The 19,987-nt window shown below is 73.9% G+C and carries 13 protein-coding genes; 4 read left to right on the forward strand and 9 right to left on the reverse strand.

Translation table 11 applies throughout. The features are described from left to right. Positions 1 to 117 precede the first annotated feature (117 nt). From ABZ659_RS25000 to ABZ659_RS25010, 3 genes are all read right to left on the reverse strand, one after another. Entirely contained in the window at positions 118 to 591 is a 474-nt protein-coding gene (locus tag ABZ659_RS25000) for a DUF5709 domain-containing protein (RefSeq protein WP_360224046.1), read from the reverse strand. 126 nt (positions 592 to 717) lie between these two features. Further along, positions 718 to 3,063 carry a glycosyl hydrolase family 65 protein gene (locus ABZ659_RS25005; protein ID WP_360224048.1) on the reverse strand — a complete coding sequence of 782 codons (2,346 nt, stop codon included), beginning with the start codon at positions 3,061 to 3,063 and terminating at the stop codon, positions 718 to 720. Then, entirely contained in the window at positions 3,060 to 3,800 is a 741-nt protein-coding gene (locus ABZ659_RS25010; RefSeq protein ID WP_360224050.1) for a beta-phosphoglucomutase family hydrolase, read from the reverse strand. Before ABZ659_RS25010 ends, ABZ659_RS25005 begins: the two co-directional genes overlap by 4 nt. 95 nt (positions 3,801 to 3,895) lie before the next feature. Here ABZ659_RS25010 and ABZ659_RS25015 point away from each other — a divergent pair, with 95 nt between their 5' ends. Further along, positions 3,896 to 4,576, forward strand: a complete 681-nt coding sequence (locus ABZ659_RS25015; RefSeq protein ID WP_360224052.1) for a nucleoside/nucleotide kinase family protein — start codon at positions 3,896 to 3,898, stop codon at positions 4,574 to 4,576. Between the two features lie 101 nt (positions 4,577 to 4,677). On the opposite strand, the gene ppdK is transcribed toward ABZ659_RS25015, so the two are convergent. The 3 genes from ppdK to ABZ659_RS25030 form a co-directional block, all read right to left on the reverse strand. After that, positions 4,678 to 7,362, reverse strand: coding sequence for a pyruvate, phosphate dikinase (gene ppdK / locus ABZ659_RS25020; RefSeq protein WP_360224054.1), 2,685 nt, complete (start codon positions 7,360 to 7,362; stop codon positions 4,678 to 4,680). Between the two features lie 13 nt (positions 7,363 to 7,375). Further along, positions 7,376 to 8,278 (reverse strand): universal stress protein, encoded by a 903-nt coding sequence (locus ABZ659_RS25025; RefSeq protein WP_360224056.1) that lies wholly within the window; start codon positions 8,276 to 8,278, stop codon positions 7,376 to 7,378. Between the two features lie 181 nt (positions 8,279 to 8,459). After that, positions 8,460 to 11,195 (reverse strand): HAD-IC family P-type ATPase, encoded by a 2,736-nt coding sequence (locus ABZ659_RS25030; RefSeq protein WP_360224058.1) that lies wholly within the window; start codon positions 11,193 to 11,195, stop codon positions 8,460 to 8,462. Between the two features lie 217 nt (positions 11,196 to 11,412). On the opposite strand from ABZ659_RS25030, the gene ABZ659_RS25035 reads away from it, so the two are divergent. The 3 genes from ABZ659_RS25035 (at position 11,413) to adhE (ending at position 15,600) form a co-directional block, all read left to right on the forward strand. Continuing rightward, positions 11,413 to 12,267 (forward strand): universal stress protein, encoded by an 855-nt coding sequence (locus ABZ659_RS25035; RefSeq protein ID WP_360224060.1) that lies wholly within the window; start codon positions 11,413 to 11,415, stop codon positions 12,265 to 12,267. A 42-nt stretch (positions 12,268 to 12,309) separates the two neighbouring features. Beyond that, a complete protein-coding gene (locus ABZ659_RS25040) occupies positions 12,310 to 12,690 on the forward strand; it encodes a hypothetical protein (RefSeq protein ID WP_360224062.1) in 381 nt (126 codons plus the stop codon). 261 nt (positions 12,691 to 12,951) lie between these two features. After that, entirely contained in the window at positions 12,952 to 15,600 is a 2,649-nt protein-coding gene (gene adhE / locus ABZ659_RS25045; RefSeq protein WP_360224064.1) for a bifunctional acetaldehyde-CoA/alcohol dehydrogenase, read from the forward strand. A 251-nt stretch (positions 15,601 to 15,851) separates the two neighbouring features. Here the strand turns inward: adhE and ABZ659_RS25050 are convergent, their stop codons facing one another. The 3 genes from ABZ659_RS25050 to pflB form a co-directional block, all read right to left on the reverse strand. Beyond that, positions 15,852 to 16,535, reverse strand: a complete 684-nt coding sequence (locus ABZ659_RS25050; RefSeq protein WP_360224066.1) for a pyridoxamine 5'-phosphate oxidase family protein — start codon at positions 16,533 to 16,535, stop codon at positions 15,852 to 15,854. A gap of 105 nt (positions 16,536 to 16,640) precedes the next feature. Then, a complete protein-coding gene (gene pflA / locus ABZ659_RS25055; protein WP_360224220.1) occupies positions 16,641 to 17,420 on the reverse strand; it encodes a pyruvate formate-lyase-activating protein in 780 nt (259 codons plus the stop codon). A 5-nt stretch (positions 17,421 to 17,425) separates the two neighbouring features. Then, positions 17,426 to 19,678 carry a formate C-acetyltransferase gene (gene pflB / locus ABZ659_RS25060; RefSeq protein WP_360224068.1) on the reverse strand — a complete coding sequence of 751 codons (2,253 nt, stop codon included), beginning with the start codon at positions 19,676 to 19,678 and terminating at the stop codon, positions 17,426 to 17,428. Positions 19,679 to 19,987 lie beyond the last annotated feature (309 nt).

Consider the following 19,987-nt stretch of genomic DNA (forward strand, 5'->3'; position numbering starts at 1 on the left):
TGGACGTCTGCGGCACGATCAACGTCACCGGCTCCGGCTCGGGCGACCAGGCCCCGGTCTACTCCAGGGGCACGAGGGACGTGGCGCCCGTGCGGCGCCCCCGCGCTTCGAGCGGTCCTACGGCATCTCGTCGTCGTCGGTGACGTGGACGGCGGCCTCCTCCGCGCCCGCCGCGCCGCCGTCGATGCCCACGTCCTGGGCGACCTCCTCCTTGGTGGTGTCGGAGCGCAGGCCCTCGTCGGGGGCGACCAGGCGTCCGGCGCGTGCGCCGCCCGCCTCCGGGTCGACCGGCTCGCCGTCCCCGCCGGCCAGGTCCCCGATGCCGTCCCCGGCGGGCACGGCCGCGTCGGGGACCTCCTGGGCGAGGCGTTCGTCGAGGGTCTCGCCGTCGTGCTGCTCGGCCGCGGTCGTGCCGTGCTTGGTGACGCCGAGCGGTTTCTCCGGCGGGGAGTAGCCCTCGTCCAGGATGGCGTCGTAGTCCCGTTCGTCGACGGCGTCCTCGAGGTCCAGGGGCGCGGCGTCCTCCTGTTCCTCGTTGGTCCCGGTGGGCTGGTACACGTCGTCCCCCATCGGTTCGGGGTTCGTGCCCATCGCTGCCTCCCTGTCGCCTCGCGTCCCGGTGATCCTCCTCCGCGTATCCCGTTACGTGACCGCCAACCTCCCCCGTCCGGGGGAAGCGGGTCCGGCGGGGGCCGGACGCCCCCGCCGCCCGTGCGGTCAGCGGACGGCGGGGCCGCGGTGCGGGGGCTGCTCGGGCGCGGGGCGGTGGACCGGGGGCGGGACGTCGCGGACGGCGGGGTCGTCGGGGCGTACGGTCACCGGGGTGCCGTGGTGGTGGAGGGTGAGCGGGCCGCCGTGGAGCAGGGTGTAGGTGGCCTTGTCGGGGGCGATCTCCACCCGCAGTCGGCGGCCGAGCATCTGCAGGGTGAAGGCGAGACGGCTGAACTTCTCCGGCAGCCGGGGCGCGAAGCTGAGGGTGGCCCCTTCGCGGCGCATCCCGCCGAACCCGGCGACCAGCGCCAGCCACGTCCCGGCGAGGGAGGCGATGTGCAGTCCGTCGCGGGTGTTGTGCTCCAGGTCCCCCAGGTCCATCAGCGCGGCCTCGGCCGTGTAGTCGTGGGCGAGGCGCAGATGCCCGGCCTGGGCGGCGACGACGGCCTGGACGCACGCCGACAGCGAGGAGTCGCGGACGGTCAGGGACTCGTAGTAGGCGAAGTTGCGGGCGACGTGCTCCGCGTCGAAGTGGGTGTGGCAGGTGTACATGGCGAGGACCAGGTCGGCCTGTTTGACGACCTGCTTGCGGTAGAGGTCGAAGTAGGGGAAGTGCAGCATCAGCGGGTACTGGTCGGCCGCGGTGCCCTCGAAGTCCCAGCGCTGGTAGCGGGTGAAGCCCGCGTGCTGCTCGTGGACGCCGAGTTCGCGGTTGTACGGGATGTGCACGGCCTTGGCCGCGTCCCGCCAGGCGGCGCTCTCCTCGTCGTCGGCGCCGAGCCGGGCCGCCTCCTCCGGGTACCGTTCGACGGCGTCGGCGGCGGCCAGCAGGTTCCCCCGCGCCATCAGGTTGGTGTACGTGTTGTCGTCGGCGATGGCGCTGTACTCGTCGGGTCCGGTGACGCCGTTGACGTGGAAGACGCCCTGGTGGTCGTGGTGGCCCAGCGAGCGCCACAGCCGGGCGGTCTCGACCAGCAGCTCCACGCCGGTGTCCCGTTCGAAGGCGGTGTCGCCGGTGGCGGTGACGTAGCGGACCACCGCGTCCGCGATGTCGGCGTTGACGTGGAAGGCGGCGGTGCCCGCGGGCCAGTACGCCGAGCCCTCCGAGCCCTCGATGGTCCGCCAGGGGAACGCGGCGCCGCGCAGACCGAGTTGGGCGGCGCGTTCGCGGGCGGCGGGCAGAGTGGACTGCCGCCAGCGCAGCGCCTCGGCGACGGCGTCCGGCGAGATGTGGGTGAGCAGCGGCAGGACGAAGGTCTCGGTGTCCCAGAAGGCGTGGCCGTCGTAGCCGGAGCCGGTGAGTCCCTTGGCGGGGATGGCACGGCCCTCGGCGCGGGCGCCCGCCTGGAGGACGTGGAACAGGGCGAAGCGGACGGCCTGCTGGATCTCCTCGTCGCCGTCGACCTCGACGTCCGCGCGGGCCCAGAAGTCGTCGAGGTAGGCCCGCTGCTCGGCGAGGAGTCCCGGCCAGCCGCTGTGCGCCGCCGCGGCGAGCGCCGCCTCCGCCTGGTCGCTCATCGCGGGGCGTGAGCGGTTGGCGGACCAGCCGTGCGCGACCAGTTTCTCCACCCGCAGCCGCTGGCCGGGCTCCAGCACCGAGGTGACGGTGAGGCGGGCCACGTCGACGTTGCTCTCGCTGCTGGTCGTGGTGCGGTCGGGGCCGGTGACGACGTGGTCGGCGGCGACCGCGACCCGCAGCCCGCTGTGCCGGGTGCGGTGCACGAGGCGCAGCCGGGAGCCCGCCGTGTGGTCCTCCTCGGGCTCCAGGGGCGACTTCAGGACGCGGGCCTGGCGCGGGTCGCCGTCCTCCGGCGCGGGCAGGGACTCGTTGGCGACCAGCTCCGACTGGATGACCACCCGGGCCGCGCGGCCCACGGGTTCCACCTCGTAGGCGACGGCGGCGATGGCCCGCTGGGTGAGCGAGACCAGCCGGGTGGAGCGGACCCGGACGGTGGTCCCGGCCGGTGAGGTCCACTCGCAGGTCCGTTCCAGGACGCCGCGGCGCAGGTCGAGGACGCGTTCGTGGCTGACGAGGCGCCCGTAGCGCAGGTCGAAGGGCTCGTCGTCGACGAGGAGCCGCAGCACCTTGCCGTTGGTGACGTTGATGACGGTCTGCCCGGACTCCGGATAGCCGTACCCGGCCTCGGCGTACGGCAGCGGGTGCACCTCGTGGACGCCGTTGAGGTAGCTGCCGGGCAGCCCGTGCGGTTCGCCCTCGTCGAGGTTGCCGCGCCAGCCGACGTGGCCGTTGGAGAGGGCGAAGACGGACTCGCTCTGGGCGAGCACGTCGAGGTTGAGGGAGGTCTCCCGCACCGTCCACGGCTCGACGGCGTACGACCGCTGCGCTATCACTCCGTGCCTCCCAGCTCCGCGAGGTCGCTGACGACGACGTCGGCGCCGTGCGCGTACAGGGCGTCGGACTGGCCCACGCGGTCGACGCCGACGACGTACCCGAAGCCGCCCGCGCGGCCCGCGTCCATCCCGGCGAGCGCGTCCTCGAAGACGGCCGACTGCGCGGCGGTGACGCCGAGGTCGCGGGCGGCGGCGAGGAAGGTGTCGGGGTGCGGCTTGCCCGGCAGGTTCCGCTCCCGGGCGGTGACCCCGTCCACGCGGACGTCGAAGAGGCGCTCAGCGTCGAGGGAGCGCAGCACGTCGAGGGTGTTGGCGCTGGAGGAGACGATCGCGGTGCGCAGCCCCCGGGCGCGGACCGCGTCGATGTAGCGCAGCGTGCTGTCGTAGGGCTCGACGCCGTCGGTGCGGATCTTCTCCAGGAGGAGTTCGTTCTTGCGGTTGCCGACGCCGTGCACGGTGGCCGCGTCGGGTGGGTCGTCGGGGGCGCCGTCGGGCAGGTGGATGCCGCGGGAGGCGAGGAAGGTGCGGACGCCGTCGGCGCGGGGGCGGCCGTCGACGTACTCGTCGTAGTCGTGGTGGGCGTCGAACGGCCGGTAGTCCTCGCCGTCGCGGTTCCGCAGGAACGCGTCGAACGTCGCCTTCCAGGCGGCGGCGTGCACGACCGCCGTCCTGGTGACGACACCGTCGAGGTCGAAGAGACAGGCCAGGATGCCTTCGGGCAGACCGAGATCCTTCATAGGGACACCGTTCCCCACGGGCGGGATTTGAGTGGGTAACGAGGACCACATGATGCGCACTTGTAGGAAAGCGCGCGGCTGGGAGACTCGGCGGTGTGCATGACGACGATCAGACGGCGCCCCTGACCTTCGAGGCCCTGCTGGCCCGGGCCCGCGCCCTCCCCGGCGCCGGGCGGCGGGCCGTCCTCGGGATCGCGGGCAGCCCCGGCGCGGGCAAGTCGACGCTCGCGGAGCGGCTGGTGCGGGAGTTGAACGGCGGTGGCGGGCCGTGGGCGGCGCGGGTGCCGATGGACGGCTTCCACCTCGCCGACGTCGAGCTCCGGCGGCTGGGCCGCCTGGACCGCAAGGGCGCGCCGGACACCTTCGACGCGGGCGGGTACGCGGCGCTGCTGCGACGGCTGCGCGAGGAGTCCGGGGAGACGGTGTACGCGCCCGGGTTCGAGCGGGAGCTCGAACAGCCGCTCGCCGGGGCGGTCCCGGTCGTGCCGTCGGTCCGGCTGGTGGTGACGGAGGGCAACTACCTGCTGCTGGACACGGGCGCGTGGCGTCGGGTGCGGGCGGCACTGGACGAGGTGTGGTTCTGCGAACTCCCGGAGCCCGAACGCGTCCGTCGCCTCGTCGCCCGCCACGAGCGGTACGGCAAGCCGCGCGAGGCGGCGGAGGCCTGGGCCCTCGGCAGCGACCAGCGCAACGCCGACCTCATCGCCCCCACGCGGGGGCGGGCGGACCTGGTGGTGCCGCCGCTGGCCCGGAGCAGCGGCGACGGGGCTTCCTAGGACCGGCACGCTCGGTCCTGGGAAGCCCCCGACAGGCCGGACCCCCGGCAGCCCGGCTGCTCCACACCGGGGTGCCGAGGGTCGGCCGACTGCGCGGACGGTCAGCGGGTGTCGCTGGTCTCCGTCTCCGTGAGGGTCGCGCGGCCCGCCTCCAGCCGGGCCGCGGGGATCCGGAACGGCGAGCAGGAGACGTAGTCCAGGCCCGCCTGGTGGAAGAAGTGGATGGACTCGGGGTCGCCGCCGTGCTCACCGCAGACGCCCGTCTCCAGACGGGGGTTGGCGGCGCGTCCGGCCTCGACGCCGATCTCGACCAGCCTGCCCACGCCTTCCCGGTCGATGGTCTCGAACGGCGAGACGTCGAAGACGCCCTCGTCCAGGTAGAGCGGGACGAAGGAGCCCTCGGCGTCGTCGCGGGACAGGCCCCAGGTGGTCTGGGTCAGGTCGTTGGTGCCGAAGGAGAAGAAGTCGGCGACCTGGGCGATGCGGCCCGCGGTGAGCGCGGCGCGCGGCAGTTCGATCATCGTACCGATGGGCAGGTCCAGGTCCTCGCCGGTCTCCTCCGTGACCTCGGCGAGCACCCGCTCGGTCTCGGCGCGCACCAGGCGCAGCTCCTCGACCGTCCCGACCAGCGGGATCATGATCTCGGCGCGCGGGTCGCCGCCGTCGCGCCGCCGTTCGGCGACGGCCTCGGCGATCGCCCGCACCTGCATGGCGACCAGTCCGGGCACGGCCAGTGCCAGGCGGACGCCGCGCAGGCCCAGCATCGGGTTCTGCTCGTGCATCCGCTCGACGGCGGCGAGCAGTTCGCGGTCGTGCGGGTCGGGGTGGACGACGGTGGCCAGCCGGACGGCGAGTTCCGTGCGGTCGGGGAGGAACTCGTGCAGCGGCGGGTCCAGCAGCCGGATCGTCACGGGCAGCCCGTTCATCGCGGCGAGGATGCCGGTGAAGTCGGCCCGCTGGAGCGGCAGCAGGGCGCTGAGCGCCTCCGCGCGGGCGGCGTCGTCGCGGGCCAGGATCATCGCCTCGACCAGCGACCTGCGCTCACCGAGGAACATGTGCTCGGTGCGGCACAGGCCGATGCCCTGGGCGCCCAGGGCGCGGGCGCGGACGGCGTCCTCGGGGGTGTCGGCGTTGGCCCGCACCTCCAGGCGGCGTACGGCGTCGGCGTGGGCGAGGGCGTCCAGGACGGCCGCGGTCACCTCGCTGGTGGCGGTGGCGTTCTCCAGCGCCTCCCCCACCTCGGAGGCGGTGAGCGGCAGCGCGCCGAGGTGGACGGTGCCCGTGGTGCCGTCGACGGAGACGACGTCGCCCTCGGCGACGACGGTGCCGGTGGCGGTGGTGAGGCGCCGGGCGACGGGGTCGACGGTGAGGGACTCGGCGCCGCAGACGCAGACCTTGCCCATGCCGCGGGCGACGACGGCGGCGTGGCTGGTCTTGCCGCCGCGGCTGGTGAGCACCGCCTGCGCGGCGATCATGCCGGGCAGGTCGTCGGGGGTGGTCTCGCGGCGTACCAGGACGACGTCCTCGCCCTCGGCGGCGCGCCGCTGCGCGGTCGCGGAGTCGAAGACGACGGCGCCGACGGCGGCGCCCGGCGAGGCGGGCACGCCCCGGGCCAGCGGTACGTCGTCGGAGTGGACGTCGAAGCGGGGGAACATCAGCCGGGTCAGGGCGGCGCCGTCGACCCGGACCAGCGCCTCGTCGGCGTTGATCGCGCCCTCCTCGCGCAGGTCGCGGGCGATGCGGAAGGCGGCCTGCGCGGTGCGCTTGCCGACCCGGGTCTGGAGGATCCACAGCCTGCCGCGCTCGACGGTGAACTCGACGTCGCACAGGTCGCGGTAGTGGTTCTCCAGGGTGCGCAGGTGGTCGCCGAGTTCGAGGTACGACTTCGCGTCGAGCCGCTTCAGCTCGGCGAGCGGGACGGCGTCGCGGACGCCGGAGACGACGTCCTCGCCCTGGGCGTCGGGCAGGTAGTCGCCGTACATGCCGCGTTCGCCGGTGGCGGGGTCGCGGGTGAAGGCGACGCCGGTGCCGGAGTCGGCGCCGAGGTTGCCGAAGACCATCGCCTGGACGTTGACGGCGGTGCCGAGGTCCTCGGAGATGTGCTCGCGGTGGCGGTAGACGCGGGCGCGTTCGCCGTTCCAGGAGTCGAAGACGGCGCGGACGGCGCGGCGCAGCTGCTCGGCCGGGTCCTGCGGGAACTCCTCGCCGGTCTCGCGGCGGATGATGCCCTTGAACTCCTCGGTGAGGACGTGCAGCTCCTCGATGTCGAGGTCCTGGTCGGCGGTGACGGCCAGCTTGGCGCGGTGCGCGGCGATGGCGTCCTGGAAGAGGTCGCCGTCCACGCCCATCACGGTGTGCCCGAACATCTGCACGAGCCTGCGGTAGGAGTCCCAGGCGAACCGCTCCCGTCCGGACGACTTGGCGAGCCCGACGACGGAGTCGTCGTTGAGGCCGATGTCGAGGATGGTCTCCATCATGCCCGGCATGGAGAACCGGGCGCCGGAGCGCACGGAGACCAGCAGCGGGTCGTCGGGCGCGCCGAGCCGGCGGCCCATGGCGTCCTCCAGGGCGGCGAGCGCGGCGGCGGTCTGTGCCTCCAGCTCCGGGGGCTCCGCGCCGCTCGCCAGGAAGGTGCGGCAGGCTTCCGTGGTGACGGTGAACCCGGGAGGCACGGGGAGGCCGAGCCGGGTCATCTCGGCGAGCCCGGCGCCCTTCCCGCCGAGCAGCGCGGCCATGTCCCGGTCGCCCTCGCCGAATGCGTACACGTACTTGATGGGTGCGTTCATCGTGGCTGGCCTCTCACTTGTGCGGGACGACGGCGACCGGGCAGCCGACGTGGTGGACGACGGCATGGGTGACCGGGCCGGTGCGCGGGCCGATGGAACGTTCGGTGAGCTGGTGGCCGACGACCAGCAGGCTGGCCTCGGAGGCGGCGCGCACCAGGGCGGTCGCGGGCTTCTCCCGCACCACCGTCTCCAGTACGGGTACCTCGGGGAACTTGTCCCGCCACATGAGCAGTACGGCGGACAGGAAGTTCTGCCACTCCTCCGCCTGGTAGGGGTTGTCGACGAGGGCGATGTCGCCCGGGCCGAGCCCGAACACGGACGGCGGCTGCCAGGCGTGCACCACGCGCAGCCGGGCACCGCGCAGCCGGGCGGCGTCGAAGGCGAACTCGATGACCTCGTCGCAGGGCTGGGTGACGTCCAGGCCGAGGACGACGTCCCGGTAGGGGGTGCTGGTGGTGGCGCTGCCGTCGGCGGCGGGCAGGTGCGAGTCGGTGGCCTGCTCGTCGGCGCGTACCAGGACGACGGGGGCGGTCGCGCGGGCGATGACGCCGAGCGCGACGGAGCCGACCAGGAACCCGGTGAAGCCGCTCAGGCCGCGGGAGCCGAGCACCAGCAGCTGGGTGCGGCCGGCCGCGGTCAGCAGGGCGGTGGTCGCCGGTCCGAGGACCTGTTCGTCGTCGTGGCGCAGTCCGGGGCAGGCTCCGTCGACGCGCTCCTCCGCGCGGCGCAGCGCGCGCCGGGCGAGGTGGCGCAGCGCCGCGTCCGCCGGGTCGGTGCCGTGCGGTCGGCTCGCCCCTTCGTGCGCGTGCAGCAGGCGCAGGCCGCACCGGCGGCGCTCGGCCTCCCGGGCGGCCCACTCGGCCGCGGCCAGGCTCTCCGGGGATCCATCGACTCCGGCGACTACGGGCGGAAGCATGTGGCACACCTCCTGTGCTCGGTCCGCTCTCTCCCCCACAGCGTCCCGCCGCCGCGACGGCCGCGGCATAGGTCTGCCGGGGTGCCCACGGGGACCGTTCGGCCCCGTTGGTCCCGGCCCTGGCACGCCGGAGCCGGGCCCTTCGGGGACCCGGCTCGGGGTACGGCGGTCAGGGGGCGTCTCACCCCGTGCTCCCCCGCGCCCGCCGGGCCGCCGGGGCCACCCGGCGCCACAGCAGCTCGGCGACGACGACGGTGGCGGCGGTGCCGAGGCACACCAGCCAGTCGGCGGCGGTCAGCGGGACGGTGCCGAAGACCGTGCGGGCCCACGGCAGGTGGACGGCGGCGACCTGCACGGCGAGGACACCGGCGAGGCACAGCCACAGGATGCGGTTGCGCAGTTGGTGGCGGCCGAGGACGGGGCCGTCGTCGGCGCGGGCGTTGAGGGTGTTGAACAGCTGGAACAGCACGAAGGTGGTGAACGCCATGGTCAGCGCGGTGTCGGTGCCGGTCCGCTCGCGGGCCGCGGCGAGCAGGGTCACGGTGCCGAGGGCCATGACCGCGCCGGCGCGGCCGATGGCCAGCATCCGCCGCAGGTCGAGGATGCGCTCGCCCGGGTCGCGGGGCGGGTGGCGCATGGCGTCGTCGCGGGCCGGGTCGACGGCGAGCGCCATGGCGGGCGGCCCGTCCATGATGATGTTGATCCAGAGCAGTTGGGCGGCGGTGAGCGGGGCGGGCAGCCCGGCGAGGGAGGCGACCAGCAGGGTGAGGATGGCGCCGATGTTGGTGGCCAGCTGGAAGCGGACGAACTTGACGATGTTGGCGTAGATGGCCCGGCCCTCGCGCACCGCGCGCACGAGGGTGGCGAAGTCGTCGTCGGTGAGGACCATGTCGGCGGCCTCCTTGGCCACGTCGGTCCCGGTGCCGCCCATGGCCACGCCGATGTGCGCGGCGCGCAGCGCGGCGGCGTCGTTCACGCCGTCGCCGGTCATCGCCACGACGTGCCCGCGCTCGGAGAGGGCGCGCACGATGGCGGCCTTGTGCTCGGGCGCGACCCGGGCGAAGACGCCGATGCCGTCGACGCGCGCGGCGAGGTCCGCCGCCGTCATCCGGTCGAGGTCGGCGCCGGTCACGACCTCGCCGGGGATGTCCAGTTCGCGGGCGACGGCCGCCGCGGTGTCCGCGTGGTCGCCGGTGATCATCTTCACGGCGACGCCCGCCGACCGGCACAGCGCCATCGCCTCCTTCGCCGCGGGCCGGGGCGGGTCGGCGATCCCGGCGACGGCGGTGAGGGTGAGCCGCGGCAGCCGGGGCGGGTCGGTCGGCTCGCCGTCCTGGACGGCGGTGGCGGCGCCGAGCACGCGCAGCCCGGCGCCGCCCAGCCGCGCGGTCACGGCACGGATCTCGGCGCGCCGCCCGTCGTCGAGCGGCCGGGTGCCGTCCTCGACGCGGACGCCGTCGCACAGCTCCAGCAGGACGTCCACCGCGCCCTTCACCGCCACGTGGGTGCGCCCGTCGGCGCCGGTGTGGAAGGTGGCCATGTACTTCGTGGCCGGGTCGAACGGCAGCTCGGCGGTGCGGGGGGCGCGGGCGCGCAGCGCGTCGGCGTCCAGTCCGGCCTTGGCGGCCAGCACCACCAGCGCGGCCTCGGTGGGGTCGCCGAGGAAGCCGTCGCCGGTGAGGCGGGCGTCGTTGCACAGCGCGAACGGCAGCACCGCCTCGCCGACGCCGGGCCCGGCGGGGGTGCCGTCGGTGGCGCGGACGGCGCCCCGGGTCCCGTACCCCTCGCCGGTGACGTCGTGGTGGCGTCCGGCGGTCCACAGGGCGCGGACGGTCATCTCGTTGAGGGTGAGGGTGCCGGTCTTGTCGCTGCACACGACGGTCGCCGCGCCGAGCGACTCCACGGAGGCGAGCCGTTTGACGACGGCGCCGCGGTGGGCCATCCGGTACACGCCGAGCGCGAGGGTCAGCGCCAGTACGGCGGGCAGTCCCTCGGGGATGGCGGCGACGGCGAGGGCGACGGCCCGCAGCGCGATGTCCGCCAGCGGCTCGCCGCGCACCAGGGCGCTGAGGGCGTACAGGACGACCGCGACCCCGCTGAGCAGGGCGAGCCGTCGGCCGAGGCTGTCCAGCTGGACCTGGAGCGGGCTGGGCGGTTCGGCGCCGGTGCGCAACGCCTCCGCGATGGCGCCGAGTTCGGTGCGCATCCCGGTGGCGGTGACGACCATCTCGGCGCGGCCCCGGGTCAGCGCGGTGTTCATGAACACCATGCCGGTGCGCTCGGCGAGCGGGACGGGACCGGCGCCGGCCGCCCCCACCGCGGCGGTGCTCTTGACGACCGGCTGGGACTCGCCGGTGAGGGCGGCCTCGGCCACCTCCACCGACTCCGCGACGGTGAGCCGGCCGTCGGCCGGTACCCGGTCGCCGGCCTCCAGCAGCACCACGTCCCCGGGGACCAGCGACCCCGCCTCGACCTGCTGTTCCGTCCCGTCACGGCGGACCCGCGCGGTCGGTACGAGCATCCGGCGCAGCGCCTCCAGACTGCGCTCGGCGCGCCGCTCCTGGGCGTAGCCGAGGACGGCGTTGATCTGCACGACGACGGTGATCACCACCGCGTCCTTGAGGTCGCCGAGGGCCGCCGCGACCACGGCGGCCAGCAGCAGCACGCCGATGAGCCAGTTGCGGAACTGGTCGAGGAAGCGCAGCCACCCGGGCCGCCGGGCGGGTTCGGCCAGCCGGTTCGGCCCGTGCGTGGCCGCGCGTTCGGCGGCCCGCGCGGCGCTGAGCCCGGCCGCCGGGTCGACGCCGAGGCCGTCCGCCACCCGCTCGGACGGCAGCCGGTAGGCGTCGCGGGCCGCCTCCGGGAGGCTCTCGTCGGGCGTCGGCGCCTGGGCGCCCGCCACCACCGGGCCACGCATCGCTGCTCTCCCCTCCGCGGACCGGGCGACCGGCCCGCCACCGCCTCCAGCGTCAGCCGGTCCCGGTACGGCACGCAGGGGGCCGGACGGTCCCCCGGGGCGCACCGAACGGCCCTGCCCCGGCATCGGCGCGCGGGCCACTCTGGAGGAGGAGAAGGGGCCGGAGGGGTGGTCCCGCACTCGGCCGCCCCACGTCCTACGGACCTGGAGGTGGGCCATGACCGCACCGGTGATCGTCGGACTCGATGGCTCGCCCGCGAGCGTCACCGCCGCATGGTGGGCCGCCCGAGCGGCCCTCGACCGGCACGCCCCGCTCCTGCTGCTGCACTCCTGGACCACCCAGCCCCTGGACGTGCCGATCCCGCAGGAGGCCCGCAGCAAGCAGTGCTACGGCGAACAGGTGCTGCACCGTATGTCGGCGGAGCTGCGGCACCGCCACCGCGGCCTGACCGTCGCCACCGAGCTGGTGTCGGCGCCCGCCGCCGAGGCGCTGCTGGCGCACGGCGAGGGCGGCGACCTGCTGGTGCTCGGCAGCCGTGGGCACGGCTCGGTCGCCAGCTTCCTGCTCGGCTCGATCAGCCTGCGCGTGCTGAGCCTGGCGCGCTGCCCGGCCGTGACCGTGCGGGCCGGTGACTCCGCCGTCGAGACCGGCTGGGGCCACCCGCCGGCCGCGGACCACGACGACATCGTGGCCGGTGTGCAGCACCCCGGTCCGGACGCCGACCCGCTGCTGGAGCTGGCCTTCGCGGAGGCCGGTTCGCAGGGCGGCCGGGTCCGCGCGGTCCGGGCGCTGCCGCCCTCCTGGCGGCCGGGCGCCGGGCCGTGGGCCGCGGAGGGCGAGCGGCTCGCCGCGGCGCTCGAACCCTGGCGGCGGAAGTACCCGGACGTCCCCGCCGTCGAGCAGACGGCGGTGGGCCCGGCGGCGTCGGTGCTGCTGTCCGCGTCGGCGCACGCCCGTCTCGTCGTCGTCGGACGCCGACGCCGACCGCACCAGCCGTGGCGGCTGGGCCCCGTCGCCCACGCGGCCCTGCGCCACGCCCCCTGTCCGGTGGCCGTCGTCCCGCACGACTGACCACCGCCCCGTCCCGCACCACCCGACCCCCGGGAGACCCAGATGAGCATCGGCAACAGCGCGGCCCACGACGCCGGCGGTGTGCGGGTGCGGACCCGCGGCGCGGTCCCCGAGGAGGACCTCGCCTACCTCCGCGCCAAGATCGACTCCGCCCTGGACCGGCCGGGACTGCCCGCCGTGACCGGGGAGGTGCGGATCGTGCGGGCGACGGCGACGCACACCGCGTCGCCGTGGTCGGCGGGCGGTGAGATCCGGGTCGGCGGCGAGCTGATCGTCGTCCACGACGAGGAGCCGTCCGCCCGGGAACTCGCGGACCGCCTGCACGATCTGCTGCGCGCCCGGGCCGACCGGCTCAGCCACCGCGGCGAGGTGGCACGCCGGACCGCGACCCCGCCGCCGTGGCGGGGCGGCCCCACGGCGTGAGCCGCGCGGGACCGCGCGACGACGAGGCCGGGTCCGGTGGGGCCCGGCCTTCGCGCTGGCCGGAAGGTCCCGGCGCACCGGGTCCGTTGGTCCCTCCGGCCGGGGGGACGGTCAGGTCGCGGAGGGGACCATCGGCCACTCCGGAGGAGGGTGCCGGGGAGGAAGAGTGGATGTCGGCAGGGCAGCGTTCCCCCGGTGCTCTCCCACCCACGAGCCGTCGGCGGTTCCGACGGCCATCACAGCGCAGCAGCGGAGGCATCCATGACCCGGCAAGACGTCGGCACCCCTGACGAAGCCACGCCCGGAGCGCCGACTGACATCGCGGTCGCCGTGGACCGGTTGGTCGCCGCGGGCCTCAAGGCCCTGGCCGACTACGAGGAGTTCGACCAGGAGCGAATCGACCAGATCGTCAAGAAGGCGTCGGTGGCCGCCCTCGACCGGCACACCGCGCTGGCCCAGCTCGCCGTCCAGGAGACCGGTCGCGGTGTCTTCGAGGACAAGGCCGCGAAGAACATGTTCGCCTGCGAGCACGTCACGCACAGCATGGGCCCGATGAAGACGGTCGGTGTCATCGCCCGCGACGACATCGACGACATGGTCGAGATCGCGGAGCCGGTGGGCGTGGTGTGCGCGATCACCCCGGTCACCAACCCGACCTCCACCACGATCTTCAAGGCGCTGATGGCGCTGAAGACCCGCAACCCCATCGTCTTCGCCTTCCACCCCTCCGCCCAGAGGAGCTGCGCCGAGGCCGCCCGCGTCGTCCGTGACGCGGCCGTCGCGGCGGGCGCCCCCGAGGCGTGTGTGCAGTGGATCGAGACGCCGTCGCTGGAGGCGACGAACACCCTGATGCACCACCCGGGCGTCGCGCTGATCCTGGCCACCGGCGGCAACGCCATGGTGCAGGCCGCCTACTCGGCCGGGAAGCCCGCCCTGGGCGTCGGCGCGGGCAACGTCCCCGCGTACGTGCACCGGGACGCCAAGGTCCGCCGGGCCGTGAACGACCTGGTGCTGTCGAAGTCGTTCGACAACGGCATGATCTGCGCCTCCGAGCAGGCCGTGATCCTCGACACCGAGATCTACGACGCCGCGGTGAGCGAGTTCCGGCGCCTGCACGCCCACGTGGCGACCGCCGAGGAGAAGGCGAAGCTGGAGAAGTTCCTGTTCCCGGCCGACAAGACCAAGGGCGGCGGCTGCGAGCCGAAGGTCAACGCGGCGGCGGTCGGGCAGAGCCCGGTGTGGATCGCCGAGAAGGCCGGGTTCAGCGTCCCGAAGGACACCTCGATCATCCTCGTCGAGGCCGGTCGCGTCGGCCCGGACGAGCCGCTGACCCGGGAGAAGCTGTGCCCGGTGCTGGCGGTGCTGCGGGCCGAGGACGACAAGCAGGGCTTCGATCTCGCCGCCGACATGATCGCCTTCCACGGCCAGGGTCACACCGCGGTGATCCACACCGAGGACCGGGCACTCGCCGAGGCCTACGGCGGCCGGATGAAGACCGTCCGCGTCATCGTCAACGCGCCCTCCTCGCAGGGTGCCATCGGCGGCATCTACAACGGCCTGCTGCCCTCGCTGACGCTGGGCTGCGGCTCCTGGGGAGGAACCTCGGTGTCGAACAACGTCTCGGCGGCGCAGCTGCTGAACGTCAAGCGGGTCTCCACCCGCCGGAACAACCTGCAGTGGTTCAAGGTCCCGCCGAAGATCTACTTCGAGCCGCAGGCGATCCGCTACCTGACGTCCATGCCGGACGTGCACCGGGTCACCGTCGTCACGGACGCGACCATGACCAACCTCGGCTACGTGGACCGCGTCAACCGGGTCCTGCAGCGGCGCCGCGAGCCGGTCACCATACAGGTCATCGACAACGTCGAGCCGGAGCCGAGCATCGACTCGGTGCGCCGCGGCGCCCGGCTGATGGGTGACTTCCGGCCGGACACGATCATCGCGCTCGGCGGCGGTTCGCCGATGGACGCGGCCAAGGTGATGTGGCTGCTGTACGAGCAGCAGGCGGCGGGCAGGGACATCGACTTCGCCGACATGCGGCAGAAGTTCTCCGACATCCGCAAGCGCGCCTTCCGCTTCCCGGAGCTGGGCAAGCTGGCCCGCCTGGTGTGCGTGCCGACCACGTCGGGCACCGGTGCCGAGGTGACGCCGTTCGCGGTCATCTCCGACCCGGCGTCGGGCAAGAAGTACCCGCTGGCGGACTACGCCCTCACGCCCAGCGTGGCCATCATCGACCCGCTGCTGACCACCAAGCTGCCGCCGGTGCTCGCCGCCGACAGCGGGTTCGACGCGCTGACCCACTCGATCGAGGCGTACGTCTCGGTGTACGCCAACGACTTCACCGACGGTCTGGCGCTACACGCGATCCGGCTGATCTTCGGCAACCTCGAAGCGGCGGTGAACGACCGGGCGAACAGCGCGGAGGCCCGCGAGAAGATGCACAACGCGGGCACGATCGCGGGTATGGCGTTCGGCAACGCCTTCCTGGGCATCGTGCACGCCATGGCGCACACCCTGGGCGCGACGTTCCACGTGGCGCACGGCAGGACCAACGCGATCCTGCTGCCGCGCGTCATCCGCTACAACGGCACCGTCCCGACGAAGCTGACCGGCTGGCCCAAGTACGAGAACTACCGGGCCCCCGAGCGCTTCCAGGAGATCGCCGTCGCGCTGGGCCTGCCCGCGGCCACCCCGCAGGAGGGCGTGGAGTCGCTGGCCTCGGCGGTGGAGCGGCTGCGCGACGCGGTCGGCATCGAACCGTCCTTCGGAGCCGTCGGCGTCAACAAGAAGGCCTTCATGGCGGCCCTGCCCCAGCAGGCGATGAACGCCTACGAGGACCAGTGCGCCCCCGCCAACCCGCGGATGCCGATGCTGGACGACATGCAGGAGCTGATGCGGTCCGCGTACTGACCGCCCCCGCCCTGACGGGAACCGCCCCGGTGGCCTGGCCACCGGGGCGGTTCCCGTGTCGAACGGCCCGGGGGACGGAGGGGCCGGGCGCGCCTGGGCGGGCCGGTTCCCGGGTCGGCGCGCGAGCGCGGTACCCCAGCGGGTCAGCGCCCGGACGGACCGCGCCGCAGATCGGCCCGCGGGCGCGAGCGATACGCCCACGCCCGGGCGCCCCGCGCCACAGCTCGGCGGGTGGGCGCGTGCGGCGTCGGTCAGGTGGTGATGCGGCGGCCCGTGATGACGCGGGGTTCGATGCGGATCCACAGGGGGCGGCCGCCGCCCGCCCAGGGGCGGGTGTAGGCGCGGTCGTCGAGGAGGCGGGCGACGGCGGGGTCCATGACGGCCTCCGCCTCCCCGCGGACCAGGACGCTCCAGCCCTGGCTGAGGGCGTCGTCGACGCGGTCGGTCTCGAAGCCGACGCGGCGGCCGACGGCCAGTGCGGGCGTCGAGCCCGGCCGGGTCCGCAGGACGACCGCGCCGTCCACGACGTCGTAGTTGACCGGCACGACGGCCGGCCCCTCCCGGGTGTTCACGGCGATCCGCCCCACGCCGTGCGTCGACAGCAGCTCCCAGCACTGCCGCTCGGTCAGCTCGGTGAACGCCGGGTGCGGCGAGGCGTGGCCGATGCCCGGCGGCAGGTCGGTGTCGCCGCCGGTCAGCTCGGTGACCGTGGTGCGCAGCACGCCCGCCAGCCTGACCAGCACGCCCGCGTCCGGTGCCGCGCCGGGCCGTTCCTCCAGGTAGCGGAGGTAGCTGGGGGCCATCCCGGCCCGCAGGGCGGTGGCCGTACGGGTCAGCCCCATCACCGTGCGCCGCTGGGCGATCCGGCGTCCGAGGTCGCCCGGTGTGCGTGTCCGTGCCGTCTGTGCTTCCTGTGTCGGGACCCTCGCGGTCATGCCCGTCACCTCCGTGCGTCAATGGCCGCGCACCGGTCGTCCTGACGGACGCCGGTGCGTACTGGACCGTGTGTTCAGTTGTCGGGCGTTCTCCCGTTCCCCGGTTCAGCAGGCGGTCAGTCCATGGGCCCGGAACTGTCCGCGTACCCGTTCCACCAGGTCCCGGTCGGGCGACGGGGTGCCCCGCAACGGCAGGGGCAGCCCCAGCGCCTCGTACTTCGCGGCGCCCAGCGTGTGGTACGGCAGCACGTCCACGCGCTCCACCGAGCCGAGCCCGGCGACGAACCGGGCCAGCCCGTCGATCGCCTCGGCGTCGTCGGTCCAGCCGGGGACCAGCACGTAGCGGATCCACATCCGCTTCCCGAGCCGGTCCAGGCGGGTGGCGAAGGACAGCGTCGGCGCGAGTTCGCCGCCGGTCAGCTTCCGGTAGGTCGCCGCGTTGAACGACTTGATGTCCAGCAGCACCAGGTCGGTGTCGGCCAGCAGCGCGTCGCTCGCGCGGGCGCCGAGGAAGCCCGAGGTGTCCAGGGCGGTGTGCAGTCCGGCCTCCTTGCAGCGGCGCAGCAGGGCGCCGGTGAAGGCGGGCTGGAGCAGCGCCTCGCCACCGGTGATGGTGACGCCGCCCCCGGCGGTGGTGAGGAAGGCGCGGTACTTGTCGATCTCGGCCATCACCTCGTCGACGGTGGCGTCCTTGCCGTCCCGCATGTGCCAGGTGTCGGGGTTGGCGCAGTACAGGCAGCGCAGCGGGCAGCCGCTGACGAAGAGCACGAACCGGGTCCCGGGACCGTCCACGCCGGTGGACAGGTCCCAGGAGTGGATCCGGCCGTGAACGGCCCGCCCGGGGACCGACCCGGGCGAGGCGTTCACATCGGTACCGGTGTCCACGGTGGTCACAGCGATCCGTGGAAGGTGCGGCTGATCACGTCGAGCTGCTGCTCCCGGGTCAGCCGGACGAAGTTCACCGCGTACCCGGAGACCCGGATCGTCAGCTCGGGGTACTTCTCCGGGTGCTCCATCGCGTCCTCCAGGGTGGCCCGGTCCAGAACGTTGACGTTCATGTGGAAGCCGCCCGCCGACATGTAGCCGTCGAGGATGCCGGTGAGGTGGTGGGCACGGTCGCCGGGGTGGTTGCCGAGCCCCTGCGGGGTGATGGTCGTGGTCAGCGAGATGCCGTCCTTGGCCTGCTCGAACGGCAGCTTCGCCACCGACAGCGCGGACGCGGCGACACCGTGCTTGTCGCGGCCGTTCATCGGGTTGGCGCCCGGCGCGAACGGCTGTCCGGCGCGGCGGCCGTCCGGGGTGTTGCCGGTGTGCTTGCCGTAGACCACGTTGGAGGTGATGGTCAGCACCGACTGGGTGTGCTCGGCGTCCCGGTAGGTCGGGTGCTTGCGCACCTTCGCCATGAACGCCTCCACCAGGTCGACGGCGAGCATGTCGGCGCGGTCGTCGTTGTTGCCGTAGGCGGGGTACTCCCCCTCGACCTCGTAGTCGACGGCGAGCCCGGTCTCGTCCCTGACGACCTTCACACGCGCGTGCTTGACGGCCGACAGGCTGTCCACGGCGACCGAGAGACCGGCGATGCCGCAGGCCATGTAGCGGTGCACGGGGTAGTCGTGCAGGGCCATCTCGATGCGCTCGTAGGCGTACTTGTCGTGCATGTAGTGGATGACGTTGAGCGCGTCGACGTAGGTCCCGGCCAGCCAGTCGAGGACCTTGTCGTACGCCCCGGACAACTCGTCGTAGTCGAGGTACTCCCCGGTCAGCGCGGGCAGTTCGGGCGCGACCTGGTCGCCGGACATCTCGTCCCGGCCGCCGTTGACCGCGTACAGCAGCGCCTTGGCGAGGTTGACGCGGGCGCCGAAGAACTGCATCTGCCTGCCGACCGCCATCGCCGAGACGCAGCAGGCGATCGCCGTGTCGTCACCGGCGTGCGGGCGCAGCAGCTCGTCGGACTCGTACTGGACGGCGCTGGTGTCGATGGACACCTGGGCGCAGAACTCCTTGAAGCCCTCCGGCAGCCGCGGCGACCACAGCACGGTCAGGTTCGGCTCGGGGGCGGGGCCGAGGTTGTAGAGGGTCTGCAGGAAGCGGAACGACGTCCGGGTGACCAGCGGGCGGTCGTCGTCGCCGATGCCGCCGATGGACTCGGTGACCCAGGTCGGGTCGCCGGAGAACAGGGCGTCGTACTCGGGGGTGCGCAGGAAGCGCACGATCCGCAGCTTGATCACGAAGTCGTCGACGAGTTCCTGGGCGCGCTCCTCGTCGATGACGCCCGCCGCGAGGTCCCGCTGGAGGTAGACGTCGAGGAAGGTGGAGGTGCGGCCCAGCGACATCGCGGCGCCGTTCTGCTCCTTCACCGCGGCCAGGTAGCCGAGGTACAGCCACTGCACGGCCTCGCGGGCGGTGGCGGCGGGCCGGGTGACGTCGCAGCCGTAGCTGGCCGCCATCCGCTTCAGCTCGTCCAGGGCGCGGATCTGCTCGGCGATCTCCTCGCGGTCGCGGATGACGTGCTCGGTGGACGGGCGGGCGTCCAGCAGGGCGCGCTCGGCGCGCTTGCCGGCGATCAGCCGGTCGGTGCCGTACAGCGCGACCCGCCGGTAGTCGCCGATGATCCGGCCGCGGCCGTAGGCGTCGGGCAGGCCGGTGATGATCCCGGCCTTGCGGGCGGCCCGCATGTCGGGGGTGTAGGCGTCGAAGACGCCGTCGTTGTGGGTCTTCCGGTAGGTGCCGAAGACCTTCTGGACGAACGGGTCGGGCTCGTAGCCGTAGGCGCGCAGCCCGTTCTCGACCATGCGCAGTCCGCCGTTGGGCATGATCGCGCGCTTGAGCGGGGCGTCCGTCTGGAGTCCGACGATCAGCTCACGCTCCTGGTCGATGTAGCCCGGGGCGTGCGCGGTGATCGTGGACGGTGTAGCGGCGTCCACGTCGTGGATTCCCTTGCGCCGCTCCTCGGGGAAGAGGGAACTCACCTTCTCCCAGACCGTGCGGGTGCGCTCGGTGGGCCCGGCCAGGAACGACGCGTCGCCCTCGTAGGGCGTGTAGTTGGCGTGGATGAAGTCGCGTACGTCGATCCGCTCCTGCCACCGGGTCCCGGTGAATCCGCGCCAAGCCGCTGCCGCCGGTTCCTTCGCTGCCGCCGTCATCGCGGTCTCCCTCTCTCAACCTCGTGTGGATGTGTCCCCACTGCCTCGATGCTCGCTCTTCGGGAGGACCGGCAAGCAGGGCCGACCGGGGCAGGACGGTCCGCCATCGGTCCCCTGAACCGGGCCGTTCGGCCCGCCGGGGGCCCGGGTGGGAGGGGTGGGGCCAGGTGGCGGCCGAGATGCGGGTTCCGGAGCGCCGGCCGTGCGGTGGCGGTGGGTGCCGGTGGTGTCGGGGACGGCCGCCGCGAGGGCGCGGGGGCCACTGGCGGACCTGCTCCCGGGCAGCCGCGAGGCGGACCGGGTCGGTTG

This window comes from Streptomyces sp. NPDC006997, assembly GCF_040635175.1.
GTDB lineage: Bacteria > Actinomycetota > Actinomycetes > Streptomycetales > Streptomycetaceae > Streptomyces.

What these genes read in the sequence shown, in the direction of transcription:
- ABZ659_RS25050 (WP_360224066.1), bottom strand. Translation starts at nt 16,535, where the DNA reads ATGACCGCGAGGGTCCCGACACAGGAAGCACAGACGGCACGGACACGC.
- ABZ659_RS25040 (WP_360224062.1), top strand. Translation starts at nt 12,310, where the DNA reads ATGAGCATCGGCAACAGCGCGGCCCACGACGCCGGCGGTGTGCGGGTG.
- ABZ659_RS25010 (WP_360224050.1), bottom strand. Translation starts at nt 3,800, where the DNA reads ATGAAGGATCTCGGTCTGCCCGAAGGCATCCTGGCCTGTCTCTTCGAC.
- pflB (WP_360224068.1), bottom strand. Translation starts at nt 19,678, where the DNA reads ATGACGGCGGCAGCGAAGGAACCGGCGGCAGCGGCTTGGCGCGGATTC.
- ABZ659_RS25000 (WP_360224046.1), bottom strand. Translation starts at nt 591, where the DNA reads ATGGGCACGAACCCCGAACCGATGGGGGACGACGTGTACCAGCCCACC.
- ABZ659_RS25025 (WP_360224056.1), bottom strand. Translation starts at nt 8,278, where the DNA reads ATGCTTCCGCCCGTAGTCGCCGGAGTCGATGGATCCCCGGAGAGCCTG.
- ppdK (WP_360224054.1), bottom strand. Translation starts at nt 7,362, where the DNA reads ATGAACGCACCCATCAAGTACGTGTACGCATTCGGCGAGGGCGACCGG.
- ABZ659_RS25035 (WP_360224060.1), top strand. Translation starts at nt 11,413, where the DNA reads ATGACCGCACCGGTGATCGTCGGACTCGATGGCTCGCCCGCGAGCGTC.
- adhE (WP_360224064.1), top strand. Translation starts at nt 12,952, where the DNA reads ATGACCCGGCAAGACGTCGGCACCCCTGACGAAGCCACGCCCGGAGCG.
- ABZ659_RS25030 (WP_360224058.1), bottom strand. Translation starts at nt 11,195, where the DNA reads ATGCGTGGCCCGGTGGTGGCGGGCGCCCAGGCGCCGACGCCCGACGAG.